Origin of the sequence: Nocardioides luteus (assembly GCF_015752315.1) — a bacterium.
Lineage (GTDB): Bacteria > Actinomycetota > Actinomycetes > Propionibacteriales > Nocardioidaceae > Nocardioides.
In genome coordinates, this window is record NZ_JADOVJ010000001.1 from 188,560 (window position 1) to 205,075 (window position 16,516).

17 protein-coding genes and 1 pseudogene are annotated in these 16,516 nt (G+C 71.1%); 12 read left to right on the forward strand and 6 right to left on the reverse strand.

Annotation, left to right across the window (positions count from 1 at the left end):
* Positions 1–18: 18 nt before the first annotated feature.
* On the reverse strand, positions 19–540 hold the full coding sequence (locus HD557_RS00885) for a MarR family winged helix-turn-helix transcriptional regulator (protein WP_008354775.1): 522 nt from the start codon (positions 538–540) through the stop codon (positions 19–21).
* Positions 541–670: 130 nt separating this feature from the next.
* Here HD557_RS00885 and HD557_RS00890 point away from each other — a divergent pair, with 130 nt between their 5' ends.
* Positions 671–1,462 carry an SDR family NAD(P)-dependent oxidoreductase gene (locus tag HD557_RS00890; RefSeq protein ID WP_196872486.1) on the forward strand — a complete coding sequence of 264 codons (792 nt, stop codon included), beginning with the start codon at positions 671–673 and terminating at the stop codon, positions 1,460–1,462.
* A 20-nt stretch (positions 1,463–1,482) separates the two neighbouring features.
* On the opposite strand, the gene HD557_RS00895 is transcribed toward HD557_RS00890, so the two are convergent.
* Positions 1,483–2,208, reverse strand: a complete 726-nt coding sequence (locus HD557_RS00895; RefSeq protein WP_196872487.1) for a PaaX domain-containing protein, C- domain protein — start codon at positions 2,206–2,208, stop codon at positions 1,483–1,485.
* Positions 2,209–2,271: 63 nt separating this feature from the next.
* Here HD557_RS00895 and HD557_RS00900 point away from each other — a divergent pair, with 63 nt between their 5' ends.
* Complete coding sequence (locus HD557_RS00900; RefSeq protein ID WP_196872488.1) at positions 2,272–3,915, forward strand: acyl-CoA dehydrogenase family protein; 1,644 nt, start codon at positions 2,272–2,274, stop codon at positions 3,913–3,915.
* Positions 3,912–4,679, forward strand: coding sequence for a crotonase/enoyl-CoA hydratase family protein (locus tag HD557_RS00905; protein WP_196872489.1), 768 nt, complete (start codon positions 3,912–3,914; stop codon positions 4,677–4,679). Before HD557_RS00900 ends, HD557_RS00905 begins: the two co-directional genes overlap by 4 nt.
* Here the strand turns inward: HD557_RS00905 and HD557_RS00910 are convergent.
* Positions 4,655–5,317 (reverse strand): TetR/AcrR family transcriptional regulator, encoded by a 663-nt coding sequence (locus HD557_RS00910; protein ID WP_196872490.1) that lies wholly within the window; start codon positions 5,315–5,317, stop codon positions 4,655–4,657. The two genes, HD557_RS00905 and HD557_RS00910, sit on opposite strands and share 25 nt — an antisense overlap.
* A gap of 140 nt (positions 5,318–5,457) precedes the next feature.
* Between HD557_RS00910 and HD557_RS00915 the strand changes: the two genes are divergently transcribed.
* Positions 5,458–5,853, forward strand: coding sequence for a hypothetical protein (locus HD557_RS00915; RefSeq protein ID WP_196872491.1), 396 nt, complete (start codon positions 5,458–5,460; stop codon positions 5,851–5,853).
* A gap of 10 nt (positions 5,854–5,863) precedes the next feature.
* Here HD557_RS00915 and HD557_RS00920 read toward each other — a convergent pair whose 3' ends face one another.
* Complete coding sequence (locus HD557_RS00920; protein WP_196872492.1) at positions 5,864–6,328, reverse strand: Lrp/AsnC family transcriptional regulator; 465 nt, start codon at positions 6,326–6,328, stop codon at positions 5,864–5,866.
* Positions 6,329–6,766: 438 nt separating this feature from the next.
* Between HD557_RS00920 and HD557_RS28525 the strand changes: the two are divergent.
* Positions 6,767–7,270: pseudogene (locus HD557_RS28525) on the forward strand (EamA family transporter); the annotation flags it as partial.
* 36 nt (positions 7,271–7,306) lie between these two features.
* On the opposite strand, the gene aztA reads toward HD557_RS28525, so the two are convergent.
* Positions 7,307–7,954 carry a zinc ABC transporter ATP-binding protein AztA gene (gene aztA / locus HD557_RS28530; protein WP_307785519.1) on the reverse strand — a complete coding sequence of 216 codons (648 nt, stop codon included), beginning with the start codon at positions 7,952–7,954 and terminating at the stop codon, positions 7,307–7,309.
* A gap of 55 nt (positions 7,955–8,009) precedes the next feature.
* Between aztA and aztB the strand changes: the two genes are divergently transcribed.
* The 4 genes from aztB to aztD are packed head-to-tail and all read left to right on the forward strand — an operon-like array spanning position 8,010 to position 12,178.
* Positions 8,010–8,897: a zinc ABC transporter permease AztB gene (gene aztB / locus HD557_RS00930; protein ID WP_196872493.1), complete on the forward strand. Its 888-nt coding sequence runs from the start codon at positions 8,010–8,012 to the stop codon at positions 8,895–8,897.
* The gene (locus HD557_RS00935) at positions 8,858–10,075 is read left to right on the forward strand and encodes an ABC transporter (protein ID WP_196872494.1); all 1,218 of its coding nucleotides are present in this window, start codon (positions 8,858–8,860) and stop codon (positions 10,073–10,075) included. Before aztB ends, HD557_RS00935 begins: the two co-directional genes overlap by 40 nt.
* Positions 10,072–10,989 carry a zinc ABC transporter substrate-binding protein AztC gene (gene aztC / locus HD557_RS00940; protein WP_196872495.1) on the forward strand — a complete coding sequence of 306 codons (918 nt, stop codon included), beginning with the start codon at positions 10,072–10,074 and terminating at the stop codon, positions 10,987–10,989. The genes HD557_RS00935 and aztC overlap by 4 nt, the downstream gene beginning before the upstream one ends.
* Before the next feature lie 10 nt (positions 10,990–10,999).
* Entirely contained in the window at positions 11,000–12,178 is a 1,179-nt protein-coding gene (aztD, locus tag HD557_RS00945; RefSeq protein WP_196872496.1) for a zinc metallochaperone AztD, read from the forward strand.
* 166 nt (positions 12,179–12,344) lie between these two features.
* Here aztD and HD557_RS00950 read toward each other — a convergent pair whose 3' ends face one another.
* Positions 12,345–12,764 (reverse strand): MarR family winged helix-turn-helix transcriptional regulator, encoded by a 420-nt coding sequence (locus HD557_RS00950; RefSeq protein ID WP_196872497.1) that lies wholly within the window; start codon positions 12,762–12,764, stop codon positions 12,345–12,347.
* Positions 12,765–12,848: 84 nt separating this feature from the next.
* Here HD557_RS00950 and HD557_RS00955 point away from each other — a divergent pair, with 84 nt between their 5' ends.
* From HD557_RS00955 to HD557_RS00965, 3 genes are read left to right on the forward strand one after another with little or no spacing between them, the layout of a single operon-like run.
* Entirely contained in the window at positions 12,849–13,634 is a 786-nt protein-coding gene (locus HD557_RS00955; RefSeq protein WP_196872498.1) for a crotonase/enoyl-CoA hydratase family protein, read from the forward strand.
* On the forward strand, positions 13,631–15,610 hold the full coding sequence (locus HD557_RS00960) for an acetoacetate--CoA ligase (protein WP_196872499.1): 1,980 nt from the start codon (positions 13,631–13,633) through the stop codon (positions 15,608–15,610). Before HD557_RS00955 ends, HD557_RS00960 begins: the two co-directional genes overlap by 4 nt.
* Positions 15,607–16,506, forward strand: coding sequence for a 3-hydroxyacyl-CoA dehydrogenase NAD-binding domain-containing protein (locus HD557_RS00965; RefSeq protein WP_196872500.1), 900 nt, complete (start codon positions 15,607–15,609; stop codon positions 16,504–16,506). The genes HD557_RS00960 and HD557_RS00965 overlap by 4 nt, the downstream gene beginning before the upstream one ends.
* Positions 16,507–16,516 lie beyond the last annotated feature (10 nt).

The following is a 16,516-nucleotide window of genomic DNA, read 5'->3' on the forward strand; positions in this document are numbered from 1 at the left end:
GGCGGGGCGCTGGAGGAATCAGTCGGAGCGCTTGGGCGGTGATGGCGGCGCCCAGCCGTCCTCGTCACGGATGGCGCGCATGATCCGGTGGCTGATCTCGCGCAGCTGCCGGGCCTGGGGCTTCGTCAGGCGGTCGAGGACGAGCCGGTGGACGACCTGCACATGACCGGGGGTCGCCTGCAGGACCTTCTCGTGCCCGGGTTCGGTGAGGATGGCCAGCGTGTAGCGCCCGTCGGCGGGGTCGGGGGTGCGGCGCAACCATCCCCTGGACTCCATCCGCACCGCCGCGCGTGAGAGCCGTGAGAGCGTGCTGTTCGCGTAGCCGGCCAGCACGCTCATCCGGAGCGTGCGTTCGGGTGCCTTGGCCAGGGCGTACAGGACGCCGTACTCGAAGTGGGTCAGCTGGGCGTCCCGCTGGAGCTGGCCGTCGAGGGCCGGCGGCAGCCACTCCAGCACCGTCGCCAGGGCGGCCCATGTCTCGAGGTCGTCGCCGGTGAGCTCCGGGTGGGTGGCGGTGGTGGGTCTGCTGGCGTCGGGCATGCCCGCAGCGTACGCGAACCGGGTGCCTCCGCGCTGCGTTGTTGACTTGCTCGGGAAAGTCATCCGACCTACCTTTGACTTGCTTGAGCAAGTGAACTGAATGCCGGAAGCGGCAATGGAGGTAGGAATCATGGACCTGGGTCTGGCCGGCAAGAGGGCCTTCGTGAGCGGGTCGACGCAAGGCATCGGCTATGCGATCGCGCGAGAGCTGGCCGAGGAGGGGGCGGCTGTCGTCGTCAACGGGCGCACCGCGAAGCGCGTCGACGCGGCGGTCGAGCGGCTGCGGGGCGACGTACCGTCGGCGGACGTCAGTGGGATCCCGGCCGACTTCGCGGACCCCGGTGAGGTGCGCGCGCTCGTGGAGTCGCTCGGCCGGGTCGACATCCTGGTGAACAACGTCGGCGTCTTCGAGGTCAGTGCCTTCCAGGAGATCTCCGACGAGGACTGGCAGCGTTACCTCGATGTCAACCTGATGAGCGGTGTCCGCCTCTCGCGGCACGCGCTGCCCGCGATGCTGGCCGGCGGATGGGGCCGGATCATCTTCGTCAGCAGCGAGTCCGGCGTGAACGTCCCGGCCGACATGACCCACTACGGGGTGACCAAGGCCGGCATGCTCGCCCTGGGCAACGGTCTGGCCAAGCTCACCCGCGGGACCGGCGTCACCGTGAACACGATCCTGGGTGGGCCGACGTACTCCGACGGCGTCGCCGAGGCAGTCGCGCAGATCTCCCGTGCGCAGGGGATGCCCGCCGACCAGCTGAAGAGTGCCATCGCGGCGGGCAACACGACCTCGTTGCTGGAGCGCTTCATCGAGCCCGACGAGATCGCCCACCTCGCCACCTACCTGGCCAGCCCGCTCTCCTCGGCCACCAACGGTGCCGCTCTACGTGCCGATGGAGGAGTCCTGACCGGCATGCTCTGAAGCCGGTCCGACACCTGGTCTCAGCGGGGCAGCGCGGCGAGATCGCTCAGCTCACGTTGATAGGCGCTGTAGGTCTCGCGTAGGGCTGCCGCCGGCCAGTCCGCCGGGCGGAGCTCGACGGGGAGGAGCGGGTCTTCGCTGAGGTGGCGGACGATCGCGGCGGCCGTGGCGAGACGCAGCGCGGGCTGGGGTGTGGCTGCCAGGAGCTCGAGCAGACGCTCGCCTTCGCGTGCCCAGCCGCCGAGATCCCACAACGAGGCGGCGAGCTCGACCGGATCCTGCTCCGGTGTCGCTGTGAAGTCACGCAGCACCGGGTCGGAGAAGCGCGGACGCTGAAGGTTGGCCGGCCGGGTCCAGACCCCCTCGCGCAGCTCGGCGAGCCGGTGCGCCTTGAGAGCGTCGCGCAGTACGGCGCGCTCGGGGCCGGGGCGGCCGGCGGCGACGACGACGGCCATCTCCCAGGAGCCGTCCCACGGCTTGTCCGCCGTGTGCACCGCTTCGTCCTGATGGGCCTGGCGCTGGACGAGCCGCTCGCCGAGCCGGTAGCCGGCCCCCGTCCTGCGCAGGTCGCCGTCGCTGACGGCGCGGGCGGCCGCGACCCGCACCGTCGCTGGTGCGATGCCGAAGAACTGCCCCGCGCGGGCGAGGTCGGCGGGAGTCAGCGGGTTCGGGTGCGCGCCGAGCATCAGGCTCAGGATGGTGGAGCGGGCGGAGAGCGGAGCCAGTTCATCGCGCACGGTAGCCACCCGGGCATCCTCTCATGCAACATTCATGGACACGGTTGTTGCGAATTATGTAACATCCTGATCATGACCAGCACGCACGAGGCCCACTCCACCCACGTGGTCACCAACCAGGTCCCGCCGTTGGCGGGGCACAACACGGCCGGTGACCCGGTCCTGCGCGAAGGCCTCGAGCGCGAGGGCGCCGCCTGGGCGCTCCCGGAGATCGACGAGCTCGGCCGTCTCGCCGGCAGCGCCGAGGCGCAGGAGTGGGGCCGGCTGGCGGAGCGGGTGCCGCCGCGTCTGCACACCCATGACCGCTACGGGCACCGGGTCGACGAGGTCGAGTACGTCCCGGCGTACCACCAGCTCATGCGGACCGCGGTCGAGCACGGTCTGCACGCGGCGCCCTGGGCCGACGACCGCCCCGGCGCCCACGTCGCGCGGGCCGCGAAGTTCTACACCTGGAACGTCGACGCCGGTCACGGCTGCCCGATCTCGATGACCTACGCCGTGGTCCCGGCGCTGCGGGCGAACCCGGAGCTGGCGACGAGGTTCGAGCCGCTGCTGACCAACCGGGAGTACGACTTCGGCCTGCGTGACCCCGAGACCAAGCGCGGTCTCATCGCCGGGATGTCGATGACGGAGAAGCAGGGCGGCTCCGACGTACGCGCGAACACGACGACCGCGACCGCGCAGTCGGACGGGACGTACGTCCTGCGCGGTCACAAGTGGTTCACCAGCGCTCCGATGAGCGACCTGTTCCTCACCCTGGCCCAGACCGAGGCCGGCGTCTCCTGCTTCCTCGTCCCGCGCGTCCTGCCCGGCGGCGAGCGCAACGCGATGCGGTTCATGCGGCTCAAGGACAAGCTCGGCAACAAGTCCAACGCCTCCTCCGAGATCGAGTACGACGCCGCGACCGGCTGGCTCGTCGGCGAGGAGGGTCGCGGGGTGCGCACGATCGTCGAGATGGTCAACATGACCCGCCTCGACTGCGTGATCGGCTCCTCGGCCGGCATGCGCACCGCGCTGACCATGGCGGCGCACCACGCCAGCCACCGCTCGGCGTTCGGCAAGCTGCTGATCGACCAGCCGGCGATGCGCAACGTGCTGGCCGACCTGCAGGTCGAGTCCGAGGCGGCGACGACCGCGATGCTGCGGCTGGCAGGTGCCAACGACCGGGCGATCCGCGGGGACGAGGGGGAGGCCGCGTTGCGCCGGATCGCCCTCGCCGTCACCAAGTACTACGTCTGCAAGCGGGCGCCCTTCATGGTCAACGAGGCCCTGGAGTGCCTGGGCGGCAACGGCTACATCGAGGACTTCGACGTGGCGCGCATCTACCGCGAGATGCCGCTGCTCTCGATCTGGGAGGGGTCGGGCAACGTGGCCGCGCTCGACGCCCTGCGAGCGCTCGCGAAGGAGCCGCACACCCTGGACGCGTTCCTCGCGGAGGCCGAGCTCGCCGCCGGTGCCGACGCCCGCTACGACGCCGCGCTGGACCGGCTGAAGAAGGAGTTCACCTCTTTCGACGACCTCGAGCTCCGGGCCCGGCGGATCGTGGAGCAGCTGGCTCTGGTCTTCCAGGGCTCGCAGCTCCTGCGGCACGCACCGGCAGCCGTCGCCGACGCGTTCTGCTCCTCGCGTCTCGGCCGGGACTGGGGCGGCGCGTTCGGCACGCTGTCGCCACGTGGCGACCTCGACGCGATCCTCGAGCGGGCGCTCCCGGCATGACGGTCGAGGTCACCAAGGACGGTCCGGTCACGACGATCGCGATCAACCGCCCCGACGTACGCAACGCCGTCGATCGAGCGACGGCGGAAGCCCTGGTCGCCGCGTTCGAGGAGTTCGACGCCGATCCCGAGGCCGCCGTCGCGGTGCTGCACGGCGAGGGCGGAACCTTCTGCGCCGGCGCCGACCTGAAGGCGGTCGCGGGCGGCGACCCCAACCGGTTCGAGCCCGACGGGCACGGCCCGATGGGTCCGACCCGGATGCGCCTGGGCAAGCCCGTCATCGCCGCCGTCGCCGGCCATGCCGTCGCCGGCGGCCTGGAGCTGGCGATCTGGGCCGACCTGCGAGTGGTGGAGGAGGACGCCGTCTTCGGTGTCTTCTGCCGGCGCTGGGGCGTACCCCTCATCGACGGCGGCACCGTCCGGCTGCCACGGCTGATCGGCACCAGCAACGCCATGGACCTGATCCTCACCGGCCGCCCCGTCGGCGCCGGGGAGGCGCTACGGATGGGGCTGGCGAACCGCGTCGTGCCACCCGGTCAGGCGCTCGCGGCGGCGCAGGACCTGGCCCGTCAGCTCGCCGCCTTCCCGCAGACCTGCATGCGGCACGACCGGCTCTCCGTGCTGGAGCAGGAGGGGCTCGGCGAGCAGGACGCCCTGGCCGCGGAGTATCGCCACGGCGTCGTCTCGGTCACCACCGACACCGTTGCCGGCGCAACCCGGTTCGCAGGCGGAGCCGGGCGTCACGGTTCCTTCGGCACCGACTGAGTGACGTACTGGCCCATCAGCACCTGGATCAGCCGACGACCGACGGACATGGCGTGGGTGCGGTCGGAGCCGGCGAGTCCGAGGAGCGGGTCCAGGCCGCGTACGTGGGGGCCGAGGGCGATGTGCGGAAGCAGCATGATGATGGCGGCGACGAGCGCGTCGCGGTCGGTGTCCTCGCGAAGAGCGCCGATGGCGATGCCGAGATCGATCATGCCGCCGATGACCTCGAGGTAGTCGACGTAGACGGCCTCGCGGACGGCGGCGAGTGCGCTCGGGTTGTGCTCGAGGTTGGCCGAGACCAGCATCTGCCGGTGGCGTGGCTGGTCGTAGAAGTAGTCGATCCAGGCATCCATGAGCAGGTTGACCGAGCCGATGTAGTCGGTCATCCACGGGAGGTCGACGCTCGCCGCCTCCATCGCCACCCGGATGTCGTGGCTGGCTCGGGCGATCAGATGGACGAAGAGATCGGACTTGTCGGGGAAGTACTGGAACAGGCTGCCCTTCGAGATCCCGGCCTCACGACAGATGGTGTTGAGGCTGGCCGCGTTGTAGCCCCGGACCCCGAACTCCTCCTCGGCCGCGCGGCGCACGGCATCGCGTTTGGCCTCCGGGAGGCGCTCCCAGGTCGGCGTAGGCACTGGCGCCACCCGCCCCCTCTCATGGCTGGACGCTCGCATCGTAGCGTGCTCCGCTCGGGTCCCTTGACCGTGCTGCGGCGGCGCCCCTAGTCTGTGACCGCTGGTCATATGACCACTGGTCACGTTCGGGCGGAGGCGCGATGTCGAGCACGGGGAATGACATTCTGAGGCGCCGATCCCAGGCGGTCGCCGAGGCGGTGGCGTCCCGCTTCGCGCCGACGACCTACACGCAGGTGGACCGCGTCGGTCGCACCGAGGTACGGCTGGCGATGCCGCACTGCCTGGTCGAGTTCGAGCTGGACTGGATGGACGACCTGGTCGAGGTCTTCATCCGGCCTCTGGGGTCGGGGAGGCCTGCTCGGCAGCGGCTGGTCGGGATGCTTCCCGCCTACGAGCGCGCGCTCTTCGAGAGCGAGACCAAGCGCGCGGTCGGACGCGGCGGCCTGCGCGGCATGGCAGCCCAGATCGACGCCGCCGCGCGAGCCTTCGAGCGGTTCTACGTCGACACCCCGGCCGGCCGCGAAGCCAGCTCCTGACCGCGGGCGCTCACCCCAGCGGCAGCGGGGCGCTCTCCTTGGTGTTGCCGAAGGCGAACGTGGTCTCGATCGAGGCCAGGGCCGGCATGGTGCGGAGGTTGTCGCGCAGGAACTGCTCGTAGGTCTCGAAGGACGGCGTGACGATCTTGAGCAGGTAGTCGTGATCGCCGGCCAGGACGTACGCCTCGGTGATGTCGGGGATGGCACGCAGGTGCTCCTCGACGGCCTCGACGGCGGCGTTGGTGTGGGTGGCCATCTTGATGCGCACGAACGCGGTGATGTTCATGCCAACGGCGTGCGGGTCGATGACGGCGCGGTAGCCGCTGATCACGCCGGCCTCCTCCAGGGCTCGTACGCGGCGCAGGCACGGCGAGGGGGAGAGGCCGACGCGGTCAGCGAGCTCCTGGTTGGTCAGCCGGCCGTTCTGCTGGAGCTCCCAGAGGATGTGCTTGTCGGTCTCGTCGAGGGCGCGCATGGTGGCAGATTCTGCCACCTATCGACATGAAGGTGGCAGATCCGGCAATCATATGCGCCTCGGTTTTCCCTATCGTGGCGCGCCATGGGGATGCGACAGGAGAGCGGCACGCCAGCGCTGGCCGGGTGGGCTGCACTGGGGATGACGGTCGTTCTCTGGTCGTCGTTCGCGCTGAGCACGCGCGGCATCGGCGGGTCCAGCCTGACCGTCGCCGATGCCGCGTTCCTCCGGTTCGTGACCCCGGTCGTCCTGCTGGCCCCGCTGCTGCCGAGCACGATCCGAGCCGTACGCCGCGAGCGGCCGCAGGTGCTCGCCCTGCTGCTCGTCGGTGGGCTCCCGCACTTCCTCGTCTTCGCGTTCGGCGCCCAGCTGACCAGTGCAGCGCTCACCGGGATGCTGGTCCCGGGCACGGTGCCGCTGTTCGTCACGCTGCTGGCGATGGCCCACGGCCGGACCTCGATCCCGCCGCGGCGGCTGGCGGCGCTGGGGCTGATCACGGCGGGGGTCGCGGTGAGCGGGTTCCTGGTCGGCGGCGGCGCCTCGCTCGGCGGGGTCGGTCTGCTCCTCGTCGGCGGGTTCGCCTGGGCCGTGTTCACGTCGGGTCTGCAGCGTACGAGCCTCACGCTTCTGCAGATGGTGCTGACGATCTGCACCGTCTCCAGCCTGGCCGCGATCGTCCTGGCGGTCTCCGGTGCGATGCCGTCTCATCTGCTCGCCGGGACCGCCGCGGCCGGTGACGTGGTCGCCCTCACCGCCCTCCAGGGCATCGGGACCGGCCTGATGTCGACGCTCTGCTACGCCTTCTCGGTCAAGGCGCTCGGCAGCAGCCGCGCCTCAGTGGGTGGCGCGGTGAGCCCGGTGCTGACCGCGGTCGTCGCGGTCCCGATCTTCGGCGAGCGGATCGGCCTCGGGCTCGCCGTCGCCCTGGCGCTCATCGTGGCCGGTGTGGCGACGTTCAACGTGATCGGTGCGGCGCCCTCATCGGCCGACGATGCGACCCGACTCGAACCGGAGGACGTGGTCGGCGGCGGCGATGCTCTCCTCGTCATGGGTGACGCACACGATCGTGGCCCCGCGCGCGGCCTCCTCGGCGAGGATCTCGCGGGTGCCCTGCCGGCTGGCGGCGTCGAGCCCCGCGGCGGGTTCGTCCAGGAGCAGGATCTCCGTCTGCTGGACGATGCCCTGAGCCAGTAGCGCACGCTGGCGCTGTCCGCCGGAGAGCTCGCCGAACGTACGCTGCTCGAGGCCGTTGAGGCCGACCCGGTCGATCGCCTCGGCGATCGCCTGCTCCCGCTCGGCCCGCCGGACCCGGCGGCTCCGGCGGCCCCAGGTTCCGATCGCGACGACGTCGCGGACGGTCACCGGCAGCGTGTCCGGGGTCGAGGGCCGCTGGACGACCAGGGCGAGCTTTCCGTGACGGGTGATCGCGCCGCGTCGAGGGTTGTGTACGCCGGCGAGAAGCTCGACGAAGGTCGACTTCCCCGACCCGTTCGGCCCGGCGACGGCGGTGACCGTGCCGGGCGAGAAGTCCGCGCTGACCTGGTGGATCACGTCGTGGCTGTCGTAGCCGAAGCAGACGTCGTGGGCGGACAGGAGCGGCGAGGCGGTCTGGTCGTGGGGGAGCACATGCCGCACTATATCAATTGGTAATCATTCTCATTAATGGTTAGAGTCCCGCTCCGTGTCATCGATCATCGAGCCGTTCCGGACCGACTTCATGCTGCAGGCGTTGGCCGGCGGGGTGCTGGTGGCGGCCATCTGTGGGGTCGTCGGCACCTGGGTCGTGATCCGGGGAATGGCGTTCCTCGGCGAGGCGATCGGGCACGGCATGCTGCCCGGCGTCGCCCTCGCGACGGTCCTCGGCGCGCCCGTCGTGCTCGGTGGCGCGGTGAGCGCGATCGTGATGAGCGCGACGATCGGAGCGCTCCAGCGCCGTGGCCGGCTGACGTACGACACCAGCATCGGGCTGCTGTTCGTGGCGATGCTCTCGCTCGGCGTCATCATCATCTCCCACTCGCGCAGCTTCGCCACGGACGCGACGGCGATGCTGTTCGGCGACGTACTCGCCATCGGGCCCGACGACATCACCGTCCTCGCGATCGCCCTGGCGGTCACCGTCGCCGTCGCCGGCGGGTTCCACCGGGCGTTCGTCGCCTCGGCCTTCGACCCCCGCATCGCCCGTACGTTGGGCCTGCATCCGCAGCTGGCGCAGGTCATGCTCGTCGGTCTGGTGACCCTCGCCGTGGTCGCGTCCTACCAGGCGGTCGGCTCGCTGCTCGTGATCGCGCTGCTGCTCGCACCGGCCGTGGCCGCCGGCCGGTGGACCACCAGGATCCCCACGACCATGGCCTGCGCCGCCGCCATCGGTGCCGTCGCGGTCCTCATCGGCCTGACCGCGTCGTGGTACGCGGGCACCGCCGCCGGTGCGTCGATCGCCTGCGCCGCGATCCTCACCGCGGTCGTCTCCGGGCTGCTCCGCAGCGGCCTCGGTCTCCTTCGACGTCTGTCCCCCACCTCCGAAAGGACCTCATGCACCGCAGGACACTCGCCGGCATCGTCACAGGGCTGACGCTGACCGTCACCACGGGATGCGGCAGCAACGCGGCCCCCGCTGACGACGCCGATCCCGGCTCCGGGAAGGACCACGGCGCCGTCGAGGGTGCCCAGGAGGTCGCCGAGCCGCAGCTGCACCTGACGACGATCGACGCCGAGGGTGCGGTCGGCCAGCTCGATCTCATCGCGGGCAGCTCGGCGAAGGTCGGGACGATCGGAGCGCCCAGCGCCGTCGACAGCGACGGCCGCTACCTGTTCGCGACCACCGGCGACGGCGTCGAGATCGTCGACAGCGGCATGTGGACCTGGGACCACGGCGACCACTTCCACTACTACCGGGGCGAGCCGAAGCTGCTCGGCACGGTCGAGGGCGGCGAGGCGACGGTCGCGACCGGTCCGCTGTCGACCGCCGGGTCGACCGGGGTGTTCTTCGCGGGGAGCGGCGAGGCGGTCCTGCTCGACAACGAGGCCCTCGCCGACGGTGAGGTGCGCGAGCTCTTCCGGCTCGACGTCGAGCCGCACGCGGGGCTGGTCGCGCCGTTCGGCGACGGAGCCCTGGTGACGGTCGCCGATGGCGGTGAGGTCACCGGGCTGAGCTATCACGACGCCGACGGGGACATAGTCGGCGAGCAGGTGCCCTGCGCTCGGGCGAGCGGCACGATCACCACCAGGGTCGGTGTCGTCGTGGGCTGCGCCGATGGCGCGGTCCTGGCAACGGAGTCCGACGGTGAGCCCGGCTTCGAGCGGATCGACTATCCATTGGGCATCTCGGCCCCGCGGGCCTTGGCGTTCGACGGTCGCAAGAGCCGCCCGACCGTCGCGGCGCTGTCCGGGAAGACCGGGATCTGGCTCCTCGACACCCGCGAGCGGAGCTGGAGCCACCTCGACGCGGGGGTACCGCTGCGCCAGGTGGTCGCTGCCGACGACGAGGACGGACACGTCCTCGCGCTCGACACCGCCGGCCGGGTCCGCGTCTACGCCGCCGAGGACGGCAAGCAGCTCGCGGCGACCGATCCGCTCGTGGACCTGAGCGACGCCACGGGAGTCGACCTGGTCGTCGACCAGGAGCGGGCCTACCTGAACGTGCCGGCCGACGGGGTCGTCCACGAGATCGACTACGCCGACAAGGCACGGATCGCGCGGACGCTCGAGACGCCCACCGCCCCGGTGTTCTTCACGGAGACGGGCCGATGAGGCGCCTGATCGGCGTCGTGGCCGTCGCGATGACGCTCTCCGGGTGTGCCGGGGCGGGCGCCGACGACGACCGCCCGCACATCGTGGTGACCACCAACATCCTCGGCGACGTCGTCGCGAACACGGTCGGCGACGCCGCCCGGGTCACCACGCTGATGCGGCCGAACGCCGACCCGCACTCCTTCGAGATCTCCGCCCGCGAGGCCGCGACGATGCGTGACGCCGACCTGATCGTCTCGAACGGGCTCGGCCTCGAGGAGGGGCTCCAGCGCCATCTCGACCAGGCGGCCGAGGCCGGCGTCGAGACGTACGTCGCGGGGGAGCAGATCGACGTCCTCGACTACTCCGACGGCGAAGCCGAAGGCACCCCGGATCCGCACTTCTGGACCGACCCGGCGCGGATGCGCGACGTGGTCGACGGCCTCGAGGCGGCGGCCAAGGACATCGACGGGATCGACGAGACCGCCGTGGAGCAGGCAGCGGCTGCGTACCGGACCGAGCTCGACCAGCTCGACCGGGAGATGACCGAATCCTTCGGGAGCATCCCGGAGCAGCACCGCAGCCTGGTCACCAACCACCACGTCTTCGGTTACCTGGCGGACCGGTTCGGGTTCCGTGTCGTCGGTGCGGTGATCCCCGGCGGGACGACCCTGGCCGCACCCAGCGCTGCGGACCTGCGCGACCTGACCGCGGCGATCGAGCAGGCGGACGTACCGACGATCTTCGCCGAGTCCTCCCAGCCCGACCGCCTCATCCAGGTGCTCGCCGACGAGGCGGGCGTCGATGTCGAGGTCAGCGAGCTGTTCACCGAGTCCCTGACCGAGAAGGGCCAGGGCGCCGACACCTACCTCTCCATGATGCGCGCCAACACCGAGCGCATCACCAGCGGGCTCTCACCCGGGCCCACCGATTGAAAGGCACACCATGCACACCCCACAGAACCGTGCCCTCCGAGCCGTCACGGCGGTGGCCGGCATGTCGCTGGCGCTCTCGGCGTGCGGCTCCACCGCCGAAGGCGAGGAGCCCACGGCAAAGGCCGACAAGGGCAGCCGCCTCGCGGTGTCCTACGCCAACGGGATCGCCGTCCTCGACGGTGAGACCCTCGAGGTCGTCGACGAGTTCGAGACCGAGGAGTTCGTACGTCTCAACCCGATCGGTGACGGTCGCAACCTCGCCGTCACCACCAGCAAGGGCTTCCAGGTGCTCGACACCCGGACGCCCGAGCTGACCGACCTGGTCTTCCCGGCCGACACCGGCGGCCACGTCGTCCACCACGGCGACACGACGGTCCTCTACGCCGACGGCAGCGGCGAGACGACCATCTTCGACACCGCCGCCCTGGGGGACGCCGGCAAGCTCCCGGAGACCACGACCTGGACCGCCCCCGAGGCCCACCACGGCGTCTCGATCGTGCTCGAGGACGGCACCCTGCTGACCACGGTGGGCACCGAGGAGAGCCGTTCGGGCGCGATCGCTCTGACGCCCAAGGGCAGCAGCTTCGAGCAGATCGCCGCCAACGACACGTGCCCCGGCATCCACGGTGAGGGCACCGCGGCCGACGAGGCGGTCGTCTTCGGCTGCGAGGACGGCGCCCTGCTCTACCGCGACGGTGCGTTCGAGAAGCTCCAGGCGCCCGACGAGTTCGGCCGGATGGGCAACGCGTACGTCTCCGAGACCAGCCCGCTCATCGTCGGCGACTACAAGACCGACCCCGACGCCGAGGGCTACCTGCTCGACATGGTCACGCTGATCGACACCGAGAAGAGCACCCTGAAGACGGTCTCGCTCCCCGAGGGCGTCGAGTACACCTTCCGCGACGTCGCACGCGGCCCCGAGGACCTCGCCTACATCCTCGCCACCGACGGCTCCATCCATGTCCTCGACCCCGCGACCGGCACGATCACCGACGAGTACCCGGTCGTGAAGCCCTGGGAGGGCCCGGTCGAGTGGCAGGACCCGCACCCGGCGATCAAGGTGGACGGCGACATCGCGTACGTCACCGAGCCCGCCACCAACACGGTCCACGCCGTCGACCTGACCTCGGGCGAGATCACCGCCTCCGTCGAGCTCGACGAGCAGCCGAACGAGATCGCCCTGAGCTGACGTCACTCGACGCCGAGTCGGCGCATCTGTCCCAGCTCAGAGTGCCGAGTCGGCGCGTCTGTCCCAGATCCGAGGCCCGAGTCGGCGCATCTGACCCGCGCCTCGATCACGGGCGGGACAGACGCGCCGACTCGGCGGCTTTTCGCGGGACTGACGCGCCGGGTCGTCAGGAGAGGGCTCGGCGGGCGGTGTCCAGGAACGTACGGAAGGATTTGCGGTCTTCCGGGCCGAGGTCGGCCAGCATCTGCTCCTCGAGCTCCTCGACGCGCGGGTCGTAGGTGTCGAGGAAGTCGCGGCCCTCGGCGGTGAGGCTGATCAGCATGCGGCGCCGGTTGTCGGGGTCGGTGCGGCGCTCGATGAGGCCGCGGCGCTCGAGGGCGCCGATGAGGTCGGCGGCCGACTGGGCGCGTACGAACGAGGCGCGGGCCAGGTCGGCGGCGCTCATCGTGGGGCGGCGCTCGAGCACGGAGAGCGCGGTGTACTGCAGGGCGGTGACCCCTGATTCCTTCAGCACGGCGTCGAGGCGGGCCCGCGTGGCGAGCTCGAGCTGCTTGACGACGTAGAGCAGCAGGGGTGCGTCGGTCATGCGGTCATTCAAGCATCGCGGCGCTTGCGGGAGGCGACTACTTCTGAGATTATCAGGATTCCTGTCAATCACGAGGAGTTCATCATGCTCGGAACCCCCCTGCCCGATGCCCTGCGAGTGGAGCGCATCGACGACGTCGCGGTGCTGACCCTCGCCCGTCCGGCGAAGCGGAACGCGCTCAGCGACGAGGCGGTGCTCGGGATCGAGCGGTTCTTCGACGGCCTCGACCCGGACGTACGTGCCGTCGTCATCGACGCGGACGGCGACCACTTCTGCGCGGGGCTCGACCTGGCCGAGATGACCGAGCGCGACACCCTCGCCGGGGTCACCCACTCGCGGATGTGGCACCGGGTCTTCGAGAAGATCGAGTTCGGGCCGGTGCCGGTCGTGGCGGCGCTGAAGGGCGCCGTGGTCGGCGGTGGGCTCGAGCTCGCCGCCGCCGCGCATGTCCGGGTCGCGGAGGAGTCGACCTTCTACGCGCTCCCTGAGGGACAGCGCGGGCTCTTCGTCGGCGGCGGCGCCTCGGTGCGTGTGCCGCGGCTCATCGGCGTCCCGCGGATGGCCGACATGATGCTGACCGGCCGTCGCTACGACGCGCAGGAGGGGCTGGCGCTGGGCCTGAGCCAGTACGCCGTGGCCGATGGACTGGGCCGCAAGACCGCCCTCGAGCTGGCCGGACGGATCGCGCAGAACGCGCCCCAGACCAACTTCGCCGTCGTGCAGGCGCTGCCACGCATCGCCGAGGCCAATCCTCGTGACGGCTTCCTGATGGAGTCGCTGATGGCCGCGATCGCGCAGGGGACCGACGACGCCAAGGGCCGGATGCAGGACTTCCTGGCCGGGCGGGCGAAGAAGGTGACGGACCAGTGAGCATCGAGCAGGGCGACATCGTCTGGTCCCCGCCCGCAGACATCCTCGAGACCTCCCGGGTCGGTGAGTTCCTGGCCTGGCTCGCCCGCGAGCGCGACCTGGAGATGACCACTCACGAGGAGCTGTGGCGCTGGTCGGTGACCGACCTCGACGGCTTCTGGTCGGCGGTGTGGGAGTTCTTCGGGGTGCGGGCGCACGCTGCGTACGACACCGTGCTCGCCTCCCGCGAGATGCCGGGGGCGCGCTGGTTCCCGGGCGCGACCCTCAACTACGCCGAGCACGCGGTCGGCACCGACGAGGACCTCGACCGGGTCGCGGTGCTCGGCCGGTCGCAGACGCGTGACGACGTCGAGCTGACCTTCGGCGACCTGCGCGACCAGGTGGCCCGGGCGCGGGCGGCGCTCGAGAAGCTGGGCGTACGCCGCGGCGACCGCGTCGCCGGCTACCTCCCCAACATCCCCGAGGCCCTGGTCGCCTACCTCGCCACCGCGAGCCTGGGCGCGACCTGGGCATCGTGCGCGAGCGAGTTCGGGCCGCGCAGCGTGATCGACCGCTTCGCCCAGATCGAGCCGGTGGTGCTGCTGGTCGCAGGCGGCTACCGCTACGGCGCCAAGGACGTCGACCGACGTTCCCAGGTGGCCGAGATCCGGGCCGAGCTGCCGTCGGTGCGGCAGGTGATCGACGTGGAGTACGGGGCACACCGGGTGGATGACACGCTCTCCTGGACCTCCCTGCTCGACGCGGAGGACGACGCCGAGCTCGCCTTCGAGCCGGTGCCCTTCGACCACCCGCTGGTGGTGCTCTTCTCCTCCGGCACGACCGGCCGGCCGAAGGCGATCGTCCACGGCCACGGCGGCATCCTGCTCGAGCACCTCAAGAACCACGCGCTGTCGTGGGACATGGGGCCCGACGACCGGATGCTCTGGTTCTCCACCACGGCCTGGATGATGTGGAACGCCCTGGTCTCCTCGCTCCTGGTGCGCTCCTCGATCGTCATGGTCGACGGCAACCCGATGCACCCCGACCTGACCTGGCAGTGGCGGCTCGCGGTCGAGACCGGGGCGACGGTCATGGGTGCCAGCCCCGGCTTCGTGATGGCCTGCCGCAAGGAGGGCGTCGAGCTCAAGGACCTCGGTGACCTGCGGATTCGTGTCCTCGGATCGGCCGGCGCGCCGCTCCCGCCCGAGGGCTACGCCTGGTTGTCCGACCAGCTCCCCGACGCCCAGATCAACGTCGGCAGCGGCGGCACCGACGTCTGCTCCGGCATCGTGCAGAACAACCCGCTGCTCCCGGTCTACGCCGGCGAGATCTCCGGCCGCTGCCTCGGCGTCGACGCCCACGCCTACGACGAGTCCGGCCGCCCGGTGACCGGCACCCTCGGCGAGCTGGTCATCACCTCGCCGATGCCCTCGATGCCGGTCGGCTTCTGGGGCGACTCGGACGGTTCCCGTTACCGCGAGGCCTACTTCGACCACTATCCCGGCGCCTGGCGCCACGGCGACTGGATCCTCTTCCACGACAACGGCAGCTGCCACGTCGCCGGCCGATCCGACGCCACCCTCAACCGCGGCGGCGTACGCCTCGGCACCGCCGAGTTCTACCGCGTCGCCGAGGAGGTGGACGGCGTCGCCGACTCGCTCGTCGTCCACCTCGAGGACCCCGACGGGGGCAACGGCGAGCTGCTGCTCTTCGTGGTGACCGACGGAGGCACCCGTCTCGACGACGCCCTCCGTTCCCGCCTGGTCGGTGCGCTGCGCTCCGCGCTCTCCCCGCGGCACATCCCCGACCAGGTGATCGAGGTGCCCGCGGTGCCGCGCAACCTCACCGGCAAGAAGCTCGAGCTGCCGGCCAAGCGCATCCTGCAGGGGGTCCGCATGGAGGACGTGGCCAGCCGAGACGCGCTCGCGAACCCGGCGTCGCTCGACCCGTTCATCGCGCTGGCCAGGTCCGGCGCTCTGCGGAAGGTGGACGCATGAGGAGCGGTGAGAACGTTCGTACGCTCGGGGTCGTCGGCACCGGCGCGATCGGCGTCAGCTGGGTGGTGCTCGGGCTCGAGCACGGGCTCGACGTGGTCGCCTGGGACCCGGCCGAGGGTGCCGAGGAGCGCTTGCGCGCCCAGGTCCCGGAGGGGCCGCTGCGGTTCGCGGGCGGCCTCGCCGAGGTCGGACGCGACGCCGACCTGGTGCTGGAGAGCGGACCCGAGCGCCTCGACGTCAAGCGCGAGATCTTCGCCGCGCTCGACGAGGCGGCACCGGCGGATGTGCTGCTGACCAGCAGTTCCTCGGGCCTGATGCCGAGCACCTTCCAGGACGCTTGCTCGCAGCATCCGGAACGGGTGCTGGTCGCCCACCCGTTCAACCCGCCGCACCTGGTGCCGCTGGTCGAGGTCGTCGGCGGCGCGGCGACGTCGAAGGAGGCCGTCGAGGCCGCCCTGGAGACCCTGCGCCACCTGGGCAAACGCCCCATCCACATCCGCCGCGAAGTGCCCGGCCACGTGGCCAACCGGCTCCAGGCGGCGCTCTGGCGCGAGGCCTACCACCTCGTCGACCAGGGCATCGTCTCCGTCGCCGACATCGACACCGCGATCGCCGACGGCCCGGGGCTGCGCTGGTCGCTGCTCGGACCCTTCGCGACCCAGCACCTCTCCGGCGGTCCCGGCGGGCTGGGCCATGTGCTCGAGCACCTCGGCCCGCCCATGGTCGACTGGTGGGACGACCTGGGTCACCCCGAGCTCACCACCGGCCTGATCGACAAGCTGGTCGACGGGGTCGACGAGGAGCTCGACGGGACCTCCGCCGAGGACCTGGTCGCACGCCGCGACCAGGCGCTGCGGCGACTGCTGGAGATCAAGACCGACCTCGGGCTCAGCTGACACCCGAGCC